The sequence below is a fragment of the Solibacillus sp. FSL K6-1781 genome, from assembly GCF_038630735.1.
In the GTDB taxonomy this organism is placed as follows: domain Bacteria; phylum Bacillota; class Bacilli; order Bacillales_A; family Planococcaceae; genus Solibacillus; species Solibacillus silvestris.
Genome location: NZ_CP152038.1, coordinates 1087492 through 1100692 on the forward strand (window position 1 = coordinate 1087492; position 13201 = coordinate 1100692).

Sequence of the window (13201 nt, forward strand, 5' to 3'; positions counted from 1 at the left end):
GATTGAAAATGAACTTTAGTGAAAAAATCACATTGCTGCATTTAGATGTTTTAAAGGAAATCGGAAATATTGGTGCTGCACATGCGGCTACGGCATTATCGAATTTATTGGGAAAAAAGATCGATATGCGTGTACCCGACGTGAAGATGGCCTCGTTTAATGAAATGATGGAACTCGCTGGCGGCTCGGAAAATGCTGTCGTCGGTATTTATCTTCGTATAGAAGGGGATGCCCAAGGAAGCATGTTTTTCATTTTGCCGATTGAGCAGGCAAACCGATTTATTCGAAGTCTTATTCAGGATGAATCATTTGATTTTCACACACCTCCATATTCGGAAATGGGCTTATCGGCAATGCAGGAAATGGGCAATATTTTATCCGGCTCTTATTTATCGGCTTTATCCGATTTTACAGGGCTGAAAATCTATCCGACTGTCCCTGGATTGAGTGTGGATATGTTTGGTGCGATTATTAGTATCGGCCTGATTGAACTTTCACAAGTAAGCGATACAGTCATCGTCATTAACACGTCCATATATGAAGAAGTCATGTCTGATGATGACGCAGTAAAGGGGCAGTTCTTCCTGTTACCTGAACCTGATTCATTTGAAGCGATTTTTAAAGCATTAGGAGTGCCTACGACATGATAGTTACCCATTCAAGCGAAGTGATTAAAGTAGGTATTGCACAATTGGATATCGTAAAAGTTCCAAAAACGATCCGTACGTCAGGTTTAGGTTCTTGTGTTGGTGCAGTCATTTACGACGATTCCAAAAAAGTTGCCGGTATGGTCCATGTCATGCTGCCGGATTCTAGTTTAAATCGGACGGCAACAATGAATGCCGCAAAATTTGCTGATACCGGAATTGCTGCTTTAGTTGATCTTTTAAAACAAGAAGGAGCACAACGCTTTAAGCTGAAGGCGAAGATTGCGGGTGGTGCACAAATGTTCCAATTTACAGCAGACAAAGATTCGATGAGGATTGGACCTAGAAATGTGGAAGCTGTAAAAGCGCAGTTAAAAGAACTGGGCATACCGCTCATCGCTGAAGATACGGGCGGTAACAGCGGTCGTACGATTGAGTTTAACCCTGAAACGAGCATCCTTTCAGTTCGTACCGTCAATAAAGGAGTGAGTGAAATTTAATGTTTGGTTCAATATTTTATAATTTTTGGGCAGCACTATTTTCATTCGCTGTATATTTTATCGCTGCAATTCAAAATCCGTATGCGTTGCCACTGCCGACGATTGGCGCAGCTTTTGTCGTTGCTGTCATTGCATTTAGTTTAATGTTTCTTATCCGTTATTTCCTTGGGTATGTATTTTATACACCGGAATCACCTGTTTTGTTACAAACAGAAGAGGAGCTTCCGGGAGCAGTTGCGAAAGAGACGGACAAAACACAGGCTGTTCCGCAAAGCGACCTTCCGGCAAAGGAAGTTGAAGATGAGAATTCGGAAGAAATTGCACAAGTCGTTCGTTCGATGCTTCAAGGCGATGAATCCCTTTCAAGGTAAAAGAGTCGTATATCCGGCTCTTTTTTATTTAGCATAATATAAGGAAATACTGTGTCGAATTATTGGATTAAATGTATATTAAAAGGCTTTTTGGTATAATAAACATAAATATGTTACTTTTCAAAAAAGGGGTGGGTATGTTTGACAGAACAAAGGCATAGAGACGAACAATCATTATGGGTTCGTTGGACAAAGAACCGTGATCCCGAAGCAGGCGATTTATTAATAAAAAAGTTTAAACCACTCGTATCCTATCATGTACAGCGTATCGCTGTCGGGCTTCCGAAAAACATTTCCAGAGATGACTTAATGAGTCTTGGGATGATGGGGCTGTTTGATGCGTTAAATAAATTTGATATAAACCGAGATTTAAAATTTGATACGTATGCTTCATTCCGTGTTCGTGGTGCTATCCTCGATGGTTTACGAAAAGAGGACTGGCTCCCAAGATCAGCGCGTGAAAAAGCAAAAAAACTGGAATCGCAAATTGAGTCACTTGAGCAAAAGCTGATGCGCCATGCGACAGCAGAAGAAGTTGCAGCACATATGAATCTGCCTGTCGAAGAAGTGTACCAAACTTTCCAGGAACATTTTTTCTCTAATGTGCTGTCCATCAATGAGCAGCTGGACCAGGAAGAATCGGAAGGTAAGTCCTTTGTTATCCGTGATGACAATACGAAAACACCGGAGCAGCATAGCGTTCATGTAGAACTGTTAGGCGATTTGGCTGAAAATATTAAAAAGCTGAATGAAAAAGAACAGATTGTCATTAGTTTATTTTACTCGGAAGAATTAACATTAACCGAAATCGGTGAAATACTGGACCTGTCCACATCTAGAATTTCGCAAATTCACTCAAAAGCATTGTTTAAATTACGTAAATTATTGTCTTCAGAAATGATTAATACGTAAGGAGGCGGCGTTATGAGTTTAAAGGGCCTGGAATTACAGATTGCGATTCCTAAAACATTTGAGGCGGGGAAGATGGCGGATCAGCGTCAACAAAATACAATCCTGCAGCAAATGCATGCAAATGAAGCATTGAACAAGGAACTGGAACGCAAACAATTATCCGTCAATGAAACAGAGCATCTGAACGCCCTCAATGATGAGGAACAGGATAAGTCTTCCCAAAACGGACAAGAGCAAACTCAAGAAAATAAGAAAAATAAAGAACAGCTAGAAAAAAAAGTGCAGCACCCGTTCAAAGGGAACCTTTTTGATTTTAGTGGCTAGGAGCAGTCATCATGATCGCAGTTGTAATTACCTTATTTCTCATCCAGATGATTACGATTTTTGTAATTGTTCTTTTATATAGTAAGCTTTCTAAGTTTCAGAATATAGAAAAGCGCCAAAATGAACTGATTAATGAAATGGACAATGCGATTAGCGTATATTTAATGGAGATGAAAGAAGAAAACGACCGGTTAATCAGTGAACTGAAAAAACCGAATGTTGCCCAAAAGGCCGCATCAACCCGTAAAGAAGGACCGGCACAGACTATAAAAGAACAACCGGTAAAAGAACAGGAAATGGAACCGCGCAAATTCGTACCGGTCAAGCAAGCAGCAAGTGCCTATCAAAAGCAAAAGACACAGCAGCAAGTTGAAGAAAAGGACAATGAGGATTTAGAAAAAGCGGAAACACTTTCTGAAGACAATGAAATTCAAGAACAAAACCTGACATTTGAACAGCAAGTAATCAATCATTATCGCAACGGAAAAACAATCGAAGAAATTGCGAGAATGATGGGACGCGGAAAAACGGAAATTGAGCTCCTCGTAAAGTTTCATGCGTAAAGTAGTTGCACTTGAAAGTCCATTATGATATAGTTACAAGCGGTGTTAACAATACACACGTATTTTGATGTAGTAAGTGGTGCTCGTAAGTCTACGGGTAGCTTGTTGCAGATGAAAAATACGGAGGAAAAAAACCAAACATATTAGGAGGAAACACTCATGTCAGTAATTTCAATGAAACAATTACTAGAAGCTGGTGTACATTTCGGTCACCAAACTCGCCGTTGGAACCCAAAAATGAAGAAATATATCTTCGTAGAGCGTAACGGTATTTACATTATCGATTTACAAAAAACGGTTAAAAAATTAGAAGAAGCATACGATTTCATGCGTCAAGTTGGTCAAGACGGTGGTAAAGTTTTATTCGTAGGTACGAAAAAACAAGCACAAGAAGCGATCAAAGAAGAAGCTGAACGTTCAGGTAACTACTACATCAACCAACGTTGGTTAGGTGGTACTTTAACAAACTTCGGTACTATTCAAAAACGTGTAAAACGTATGAAAGATATCGAAAAAATGGAAGAAGACGGTACTTTTGCTGTACTTCCTAAAAAAGAAGTAATCCAACTTAAAAAAGAGCACGAGCGCTTAGTTAAATTCTTAGGCGGTATCCGTGATATGAAAGCTATTCCGGACGTAATGTTCGTTGTAGACCCTCGTAAAGAGCGTATCGCAGTTGCAGAAGCAATCAAATTAAACATCCCTCTAGTTGGTATCGTAGACACTAACTGTGATCCAGATGAAATTGATTACGTAATCCCTGCAAACGACGATGCTATCCGCGCGGTTAAATTATTAACTGCTAAAATGGCTGACGCTTTATTAGAAGCTAAACAAGGTGAAGAAGAAGCTCCTGCAGTAGAAGAAGCTACAGCTGAGTAATTCACTGTTAGAAAAGGTGATAAGTGGATGAACCCCTTATCACCTTTTTTTGAGAAATGAATTTGAAGATGTATGAATCGTTGAAAAATCGCGATTTATCGCTTAAAGTATGAAATAGTGTAAATAAATTTTTCATTATATTTAGGAGGAAACTCAACATGGCAAACATTACTGCACAATTAGTAAAAGAATTACGCGAAAAAACAGGCGCAGGCATGATGGACTGTAAAAAAGCATTAGTATCAACAGAAGGTGACATCGATGCTGCAATCGATTTCCTACGTGAAAAAGGTTTAGCTGCTGCTGGCAAAAAAGCTGACCGTATCGCTGCTGAAGGTACAACTTACATTTTAGAAAACGGTAATGAAGCAATTCTTTTAGAAGTAAACGCTGAAACAGACTTCGTTGCGAAAAACGACAAGTTCCAAGTTTTAGTTTCTTCTTTAGCAGAGCAATTATTATCTGCTAAACCAGAATCAGTAGAAGCTGCTTTAGAATTAGAAAAAGACGGCGTGAAAATCGCTGACCAAATTTCTACAGCTACTGCTACAATCGGTGAAAAAATCTCATTACGTCGTTTCGAAATCAAAACAAAAACTGATGCAGATGCATTCGGTTCTTACTTACACATGGGCGGACGTATTGGTGTATTAGTAGTTCTTGAAGGTTCTACTGACGCTGCTGCTGCAAAAGATATCGCTATGCATATCGCTGCAATCAACCCAACTTACATTTCTCGTGACGAAGTTTCTGCTGACGAAGTTGAACGTGAGCGCAAAGTATTAACTGAGCAAGCGTTAAACGAAGGTAAACCAGAAAACATCGTAGCGAAAATGGTAGAAGGCCGTCTTGGTAAATACTTCGAAGACGTATGTTTATTAGACCAAGCTTTCGTTAAAAACTCAGATCAAAAAGTACGCGACTTCGTAAACTCATTAGGTGCTACTGTAACAAGCTTCACTCGTTATGCTGTTGGTGAAGGTATCGAAAAGCGTGAAGATAACTTCGCTGAAGAAGTAATGAGCCAAGTTAAAGGTAACTAATTAAATTACAACTTAAATTAACATTAATTTAAGCAAACAGTAGGGAGCACCATTTGCGTGTTCCCTATTTTTAAAGAAATCTATTTTTAAATGAAGCGAAGTACGATACATAAAAAAATCGCGTCGTATTTCCTTTTAAATAAATGAGTAACGGAGGTCTACTATGGGTGTGTCAGAGTACAAACGAGTAGTTATTAAACTTAGCGGGGAAGCATTAGCTGGAGAATTAGGCTTCGGTTTCTCACCGGATGTTATTAAATCGATCGCTGGAGAAATTAAAGAAGTTATCGACTTAGGTGTAGAGGTCGCATTAGTTGTCGGCGGAGGCAACATTTGGCGCGGAAAAATCGGCGCTGAAATGGGAATGGAACGTGCCAATGCAGATTATATGGGTATGTTAGGAACAGTGATGAATGCACTGGCATTACAAGACTCGCTGGAAAATCTGGGTGTTCCTACACGTGTTCAATCATCGATCGTTATGACACAAGTGGCAGAGCCATATATTCGACGTAAAGCAGTTCGTCATTTGGAAAAAGCACGTGTCGTAATCTTTGCTGCGGGAACAGGTAACCCATACTTCTCGACAGATACGACAGCCGCTTTACGTGCCGCAGAAATTAATGCAGATGCAATTTTAATGGCGAAAAACAATGTGGATGGCGTTTATTCTGCAGATCCAAAATTAGATTCTGAAGCAGTTAAGTATGACACACTTACGTATTTAGACGTTATTCAACAAGGTTTGCAAGTAATGGATTCTACAGCTTCAACATTATGTATGGATAATGATATTAAGCTTGTCGTTTTCAACTTATCAGAACCAGGTAATATTAAACGTGCCGCATTAGGCGAAAAAATTGGAACAGTTGTTAGGAGAGATGCGTAATGACACAACAAGTATTAAATCAAGCACAAGAAAAAATGACAAAATCTATTAATGCTTTCTCACGTGAATTAGCTTCAATTCGCGCAGGTGTAGCAAATGCTTCACTATTGGATCGTATTACGGTGGACTACTATGGTTCTCCAACACCGATCAACCAAATGGCAGGTATCTCTGTACCGGAAGCACGCCTTTTAGTAATCCAGCCTTATGATAAATCAATTTTAGGCGAAATCGAAAAAGCGATTATGCGTTCAGACATCGGAATCACTCCTACAAATGACGGGAATGTTATTCGTTTAGCAGTTCCGGCATTAACAGAAGAGCGCCGTAAAGAATTAGTTAAACAGGTGAAAAAAGAATCGGAAGAAGCGAAAGTTGCTGTACGTAACGTGCGCCGCGATGCTAACGATGACCTGAAAAAATTAGAAAAGAACGGTGAAATCACAGAAGACGAACTACGCGGCTTCAACGATGACATCCAAAAGCTAACAGACAACTCAATTGTTAAAATCGAGGAGTTAGTGAAAGAAAAAGAAAAAGAAATTTTAACAGTTTAATTTTAAGCATATTTTATAAAACAGGTTGATTGGAATGGAGGGGAGGCGACTCCAGCGGGAACAGCACAAACGAGAGACTACAGGCTCGAGCCGTGCCCGCGGAAAGCGTCCGACCCGCAATGGATATCAACCCGAATGTTAATAAGATAATACTTAATTTTTAATAATATTGTTTCGCGCTGGTGGATCACATTAGCGCGAAATCTTTTTCTGGCGATGTATGAACTTTACATGGATTAAAACGTCCTGCTAATAAGGACGTTTTTTTTACAATAATAGATAAAACTTAAGTTTGTTAGGGAAGTATAGCTGTAGCAAAAAAATGCGCATTAACCCATTTCCCCTAATTGAAAGTATAAATTGTAGAAAAAATACATATGAAAGTTAATAGAAGAACAATTTATTCTTTATTCTTTTAGATACTAAAGAAGTTCATTATATAAAAAGGACAGGCTATCCCTTTTTTGATATGATAAAAAGGGAAACGGTCCGATCTGTGCAGTTGGGGGTATTAACTATGTTTAAAAAATTTTTTGGAAAAAATACAAATAAAGAACAGTCATTCAGTAGTGAAAATGTGGACTTAGTTAAGGGAGAGGAAATCCCTACCCATATTGCAATTATTATGGATGGAAATGGACGCTGGGCGAAAAAGCGTTCATTGCCAAGGGTCGCAGGTCATCATGAAGGAATGAAAACCATTCGAAAGATAACACGTTGCGCTTGTGATTTAGGAGTACAAGTATTGACGCTCTACGCATTTTCAACAGAAAACTGGAAGCGTCCTAAATCAGAAGTGGAATTTTTAATGCGTTTACCAGAGCAATTTTTAAATTCCTTTTTGCCGGAGCTAATGGAGCGAAATATTAAAGTGGAAATGATAGGTGTAATGGATTCATTGCCGGACTATACGCAATCCGCTTTAAAAAAGGCGATGGAAGCTACTGCAGGGAATACGGGACTGGTCTTAAATTTTGCGATGAATTACGGTGGGCGTGCTGAAATTGTAATGGCGATGCAACAGCTTCTGAAAGAGGTAGAAGCAGGAAGTCTTACAATTGACGAATTAAATGAACAACATATTTCCCAGTATGTAATGACGGCTCATTTACCTGAACCCGATTTATTAATTCGCACGAGTGGTGAAGTGCGCATAAGTAACTTTATGCTATGGCAGCTTGCCTATACGGAGTTTTGGTTCACTGATACGCATTGGCCTGATTTTGACGAAGCATGCTTAAAAGAGGCAATCTCCGTGTATCAAAACCGTAACCGCCGTTATGGAGGGCTGAAAGGAGAAGGAACAAGTTGAAACAACGCATCATTACCGGAGTAATTGCTGCAGCATTATTTATTCCATTCGTAATTTATGGAGGAACGCCATTTGCGATTTTAATGAGTATTATCGCAGTCATTGGTTTCTATGAATTGCTGAAAATGAAAGGAATTTCAATTGCATCTGTTCCAGGTATTATTGGTACACTTGCATTAATAGTATTGGTTGTACCAAATGAATGGTCACTGAATATCGTTGAATTTTTTCAATATGATTCAATTTTGATGATTGTGTATGGAATTACGGCACTGTTATTGATTTATATTGTACTTGTAAAAAATAAAATGACTTTTGATGAAATTGGTTTTATATTGTTAGGGGCATTTTATGTCGGCCTTGGATTCCATTATTTTATCGAAACACGTTTTATCGGTCTAGAATTTGTCGTCTTTGTATTGTTAGTCGTGTGGACAACAGATTCCGGCGCCTATTTTGTTGGGCGTAAATTAGGGAAAAATAAATTATGGCCGGAAATTTCGCCGAAGAAAACAGTGGAAGGTTTTGTGGGCGGGATTGTGATTGCCGTTATTTTCGCAATTGCTATGCAGCTCATCTATCCTTTTGCCTCAAGCTGGCTGCAATTAATCGTTGTGACAATTATCGCATCAATTATAGGTCAAATGGGTGATTTGGTCGAATCGGCTATTAAACGTCATTATGATGTAAAAGATTCAGGCAATATTCTGCCAGGACACGGCGGCATATTGGACCGCTTTGACAGTTTACTATTTGTCGTACCATTACTGCATTTTTTACATTTCTTTTCCTAGGACATAGAAGGGACGTATCATTGTGAAAAAAATTAGTTTATTAGGTGCAACAGGTTCCATCGGATGGCAAACCTTTGATATTTTACTTGCAAATCCGAATGAATTTAAGCTTGTTGCATTTTCAGCCGGACAAAATATTGAAAAGTCCCGCGAAATCATAAAAAAACTGCAACCAGAATTAGTTTCAATGCAAACAGAGGAAGCGGCAGGCACTTTACAAAAAGAGTTTCCGCATATTTCCTTTACATATGGTGAAAAAGGATTGGTCGAAGTAGCGACACATCCTGATTCGACAGTGCTTATTAATGCGGTATTAGGCAGCGTTGGACTGGAATCGACACTTGCTGCGATCCGCATGGGGAAAACGATTGCCATTGCAAACAAAGAAACACTTGTAACAGCAGGTCATCTTGTCATGGCTGAAGCAAAAAAATACAATGCACCGATCTTACCGGTAGACAGTGAACATTCTGCGGTTTTCCAATCGATGAACGGTGAAAACAAAAAGCGTATCGAGCGCATTGTTTTAACGGCATCAGGTGGTTCATTCAGAGATCGAACAAGAGATGAGCTAGTAGGAGTAACGGTAAAAGATGCTCTGAATCATCCGAACTGGTCAATGGGAGCCAAAATTACGATTGACTCAGCTACAATGATGAATAAAGGGCTTGAAGTGATTGAGGCACATGTACTGTTTGATATGCCTTATGACAACATCGACGTATTGCTGCACCGTGAAAGCATCATTCACTCGATGGTTGAATATGAGGATACAAGTGTCATCGCACAGCTCGGAACACCGGACATGCGTGTACCGATTCAATATGCGCTTAGCTATCCGGATCGTCTGCCGCTTGCAAATGGCCAACGTTTAAATTTGGCCCAAATTGGACAGCTTCATTTTAAGGAAGTGGATTTTGACCGTTTCCGTGCATTAAAGCTTGCTTATGATGCAGGGCGCATGGGCGGGACAATCTTAACGGCAATGAACGCAGCAAACGAAGCAGCCGTTGCATTGTTTTTACAAGAAAAAATTACTTTTTTAGAAATTGAAGAATGTATTGAGCGTATTATGAATAGTCATAACAATATCGCTTTGCCAGATTTAGCAACTATTTTACATGTAGACAGTGAAACGAGAAAAACAGTCGCAAGCATGGTAAAATAGGAAAGTGTGAAAAACGGATGTGAAGAACAAAAAGGTGGACATCCCCTTTTTGTACAAGCGGTGCCTTTTTTCAAAGAGCTTGATTGCTAAAAAAGATTGGGCGAAATAATATTCGGCTCAGTTCCAATGAAGGTGGGAGATTATGCAAACAGTTATAGCCTTTATTTTAATTTTTGGCTCACTCGTTTTTTTCCATGAGCTAGGTCACTTCTTATTTGCAAAACGCGCAGGAATTATGGTACGTGAATTTGCGATTGGTATGGGACCGAAGATTTTTGGGATGACGAAAGGTGAAACAGTCTATACGCTACGACTATTACCAATTGGCGGTTATGTAAGAATGGCCGGCGAAGATACCGATACGGTAGAGCTGCAGCCTGGTTACCGCGTAGCTTTAATAACAAATGAAGAAAATATCGTAGAAAAAATCATACTCAATCAAAAAACACATTATCAAAACGTCATCTTTTTAGAAGTAGAGCGTGCAGATCTTGAACGTGAACTTTGGATTGAAGGTTATGATGAGGATGACCAGTTCATTCGCTACAATGTATCCCGTACAGCAAGCATCGTTGAAAATGGTACGGAGCAGATGATTGCGCCACTTGATCGCCAATTTAATTCAAAATCTGTTGGTGCTCGTGCAATGGCGATTTTCGCTGGTCCATTATTCAATTTTATTTTAGCGTTCTTCATCTTCCTGATTATCGGGCTTATTCAAGGGATTCCTTCTGAGGAACCGATTATTGCCGAAGTTATGGACAATTCTGTTGCGAGCAGTGCCGGATTGGTCGATGGCGATAAAGTAGTCAAAGTGAACGGACAGTCGATTTCAACTTGGGAAGAATTATCAGAACAAATTTTCAAGAACCCGAACAAAGCCGTAACATTCGAAGTCGAACGTGAAACTGGTAATGAAGTAATTGAACTTACACCAAAAGCAGTAGAGCAGGAAGGTGGTCCAGATTACGGACAAATCGGTGTGATGCGTTCCATTGAAAAAAATCCGCTAAAAGCCGTTGTGTATGGTGTGGAAGAAACGTATAACATGATTATTACAATCGGAACACTTGTCGGCAAACTGATTACCGGCCAATTCTCGATTGACGCATTATCAGGCCCTGTAGGAATTTATAAAACAACTGAAACGGTTGTCACATTCGGTTTATATAATATTTTATACTTTGCGGCAATGCTGAGCGTCAACTTAGGGATTATGAACTTGTTACCACTACCAGCACTTGATGGTGGCCGTTTACTTTTCTTCGCTGTGGAAGCAGTAAGAGGAAAACCGATCGACCGTCAAAAAGAAGGTATGGTTCACTTCGTCGGCATCCTCCTCCTGATGATCTTGATGGTCGTCGTAACATGGAACGATATCCAGCGATTCTTCTTCTAAAACAAAATACGTTTTAAAATGGCAGCTTTGAGCGTTTTGTATGAATAATACTAGCGTTCAAAGCTAAATTTGATTAGTATTATAGAAGTAGCAATTTAAATAAAAAAGGTGGCACTATTTATGAAACAGACCAAAACGTTTATCCCAACTTTAAGGGAAAATCCATCCGATGCCGACGTGAAATCGCATCGCATGCTATTGCGTGCCGGATTTATCCGTCAAAATGCGGCCGGAGTATACTCATACTTACCATTAGCGCGCAGAGTATTATCAAAAATCGAACAAATCATCCGTGAAGAAATGGAAGCAATCAATTCAATCGAGCTATTAATGCCTGCATTGCAACCAGCAGAGCTATGGCAGGAGTCAGGTCGCTGGGAAGCATACGGTCCGGAGCTTATGCGTTTAAAAGACCGTCATGACCGTGACTTCGCTTTAGGTGCAACACATGAAGAAGTGATCACAACTTTAGTGCGTGATGAAATTAAATCATATAAAAAATTACCGTTAACACTTTATCAAATCCAAAGTAAATTCCGTGATGAAAAACGCCCACGCTTCGGCTTACTGCGCGGCCGCGAGTTCATTATGAAAGATGCATATTCTTTCCACTCTTCACGTGAATCACTTGATGCCACATATGATGATATGTACCGTGCCTATTCAAATATCTTCACGCGTCTTGGCTTAAACTTCCGTGCCGTAATTGCGGATGCAGGTACAATTGGCGGTAAAGGTACACACGAATTCATGGTACTTTCTGAAATCGGGGAAGATACAATCGCTTATTCGGATACATCGGATTATGCGGCAAACATCGAAATGGCAGAGGTTGTTGTAGAATATACAGCACCGACAACACCGATGAAAGACATCGAAAAGATTGAAACACCAGATCAAAAAACAATCGAAGAAGTATCTGCATTTTTAAATGTAGAACCTTCAAATGTGATTAAATCACTAGTTTTTGATATTGATGGTGAATTGGTTGTTGTTTTAGCGCGCGGTGACCACGAAATTAACGACATTAAATTAAAAAATGCATTAGGTGCTACATCTGTTGAATTGGCAGAAGACGCAGCGATTAAAGAATTACTTGGCTGTACACCAGGTTCAATCGGTCCTGTGAAATTGCCGGTGAATGTAAAAGTAATTGCAGATAATGCAATCAAATCAATCCGTAACGGTGTTGCAGGTGCAAACGAAGATGGATTCCATTTATTAAATGTCAATCCGGAGCGCGACTTTGCGATCAGCTCTTATGAAGATATCCGTTTCATCCAACAAGGTGACCCATCTCCGGACGGTCAAGGTATCATTAAGTTTGCTGAAGGAATTGAAGTTGGACATATTTTCAAATTAGGTACAACATATTCAGAAAAACTAAATGCAACATTCCTTGATGAGCAAGGTAAAGCAAAACCTTATATTATGGGATGCTATGGTATCGGGGTTTCACGTATACTTGCTGCTGTTGCAGAACATTTCCAAGATGAAAACGGATTTGTATGGCCTGCACAATTAGCGCCATATGATTTGCAGTTAGTACCGGTCAATGCTAAAGACGAAGCACAAGTTCAATTAGCAGACGAGCTTTACGGTGTACTGAAATCATACCGCTATGAAGTGTTATATGATGACCGTGCAGAACGTGCCGGCGTTAAATTTGCGGATGCGGATTTAATCGGATTACCTGTTCGTATTACAGTAGGTAAAAAAGCTTCAGAAGGTCTTGTGGAAGTGAAATTCCGTTCAACAGGCGAATCTGCAGAATGGGCGAAAGAAGAAGTAGTCGATCGCTTAAACGAATATTTCCGCCAAAACTAGTAACGATTAAGAT

The 13201-nt window shown here is 39.6% G+C and carries 15 protein-coding genes; all 15 read left to right on the forward strand.

The window, feature by feature from the left end:
• Nucleotides 1-8: 8 nt before the first annotated feature.
• The 15 genes from MHH37_RS05200 to MHH37_RS05270 all read left to right on the forward strand — a co-directional run bounded on the left by MHH37_RS05200 (nucleotide 9) and on the right by MHH37_RS05270 (nucleotide 13188).
• Nucleotides 9-647, forward strand: coding sequence for a chemotaxis protein CheC (locus tag MHH37_RS05200; protein ID WP_087615397.1), 639 nt, complete (start codon nucleotides 9-11; stop codon nucleotides 645-647).
• Nucleotides 644-1147 (forward strand): chemotaxis protein CheD, encoded by a 504-nt coding sequence (locus MHH37_RS05205; protein WP_342575300.1) that lies wholly within the window; start codon nucleotides 644-646, stop codon nucleotides 1145-1147. The genes MHH37_RS05200 and MHH37_RS05205 overlap by 4 nt, the downstream gene beginning before the upstream one ends.
• A complete protein-coding gene (locus MHH37_RS05210; RefSeq protein WP_008403258.1) occupies nucleotides 1147-1518 on the forward strand; it encodes a hypothetical protein in 372 nt (123 codons plus the stop codon). The genes MHH37_RS05205 and MHH37_RS05210 overlap by 1 nt, the downstream gene beginning before the upstream one ends.
• A gap of 141 nt (nucleotides 1519-1659) precedes the next feature.
• Complete coding sequence (locus tag MHH37_RS05215; protein WP_342575302.1) at nucleotides 1660-2430, forward strand: FliA/WhiG family RNA polymerase sigma factor; 771 nt, start codon at nucleotides 1660-1662, stop codon at nucleotides 2428-2430.
• A gap of 12 nt (nucleotides 2431-2442) precedes the next feature.
• On the forward strand, nucleotides 2443-2754 hold the full coding sequence (locus MHH37_RS05220) for an RNA polymerase subunit sigma (RefSeq protein ID WP_342575303.1): 312 nt from the start codon (nucleotides 2443-2445) through the stop codon (nucleotides 2752-2754).
• An 11-nt stretch (nucleotides 2755-2765) separates the two neighbouring features.
• Nucleotides 2766-3317, forward strand: coding sequence for a hypothetical protein (locus MHH37_RS05225; protein WP_342575304.1), 552 nt, complete (start codon nucleotides 2766-2768; stop codon nucleotides 3315-3317).
• 159 nt (nucleotides 3318-3476) lie between these two features.
• A complete protein-coding gene (gene rpsB, locus MHH37_RS05230; RefSeq protein WP_008403254.1) occupies nucleotides 3477-4199 on the forward strand; it encodes a 30S ribosomal protein S2 in 723 nt (240 codons plus the stop codon).
• 158 nt (nucleotides 4200-4357) lie between these two features.
• Entirely contained in the window at nucleotides 4358-5242 is an 885-nt protein-coding gene (gene tsf, locus MHH37_RS05235) for a translation elongation factor Ts (RefSeq protein WP_342575305.1), read from the forward strand.
• A 163-nt stretch (nucleotides 5243-5405) separates the two neighbouring features.
• Nucleotides 5406-6131 (forward strand): UMP kinase, encoded by a 726-nt coding sequence (pyrH, locus tag MHH37_RS05240; RefSeq protein WP_008403251.1) that lies wholly within the window; start codon nucleotides 5406-5408, stop codon nucleotides 6129-6131.
• The gene (gene frr / locus MHH37_RS05245) at nucleotides 6131-6688 is read left to right on the forward strand and encodes a ribosome recycling factor (RefSeq protein ID WP_008403249.1); all 558 of its coding nucleotides are present in this window, start codon (nucleotides 6131-6133) and stop codon (nucleotides 6686-6688) included. The genes pyrH and frr overlap by 1 nt, the downstream gene beginning before the upstream one ends.
• Nucleotides 6689-7205: 517 nt before the next feature.
• Nucleotides 7206-8000: an isoprenyl transferase gene (locus tag MHH37_RS05250; protein WP_342575306.1), complete on the forward strand. Its 795-nt coding sequence runs from the start codon at nucleotides 7206-7208 to the stop codon at nucleotides 7998-8000.
• Nucleotides 7997-8794, forward strand: a complete 798-nt coding sequence (locus MHH37_RS05255) for a phosphatidate cytidylyltransferase (RefSeq protein ID WP_008403246.1) — start codon at nucleotides 7997-7999, stop codon at nucleotides 8792-8794. The genes MHH37_RS05250 and MHH37_RS05255 overlap by 4 nt, the downstream gene beginning before the upstream one ends.
• A 22-nt stretch (nucleotides 8795-8816) precedes the next feature.
• Nucleotides 8817-9962, forward strand: a complete 1146-nt coding sequence (gene dxr / locus MHH37_RS05260; RefSeq protein WP_008403245.1) for a 1-deoxy-D-xylulose-5-phosphate reductoisomerase — start codon at nucleotides 8817-8819, stop codon at nucleotides 9960-9962.
• A 142-nt stretch (nucleotides 9963-10104) separates the two neighbouring features.
• Nucleotides 10105-11361 carry an RIP metalloprotease RseP gene (gene rseP / locus MHH37_RS05265; protein WP_342575308.1) on the forward strand — a complete coding sequence of 419 codons (1257 nt, stop codon included), beginning with the start codon at nucleotides 10105-10107 and terminating at the stop codon, nucleotides 11359-11361.
• 120 nt (nucleotides 11362-11481) lie between these two features.
• Nucleotides 11482-13188, forward strand: a complete 1707-nt coding sequence (locus MHH37_RS05270) for a proline--tRNA ligase (protein WP_065216406.1) — start codon at nucleotides 11482-11484, stop codon at nucleotides 13186-13188.
• Nucleotides 13189-13201: the final 13 nt, after the last annotated feature.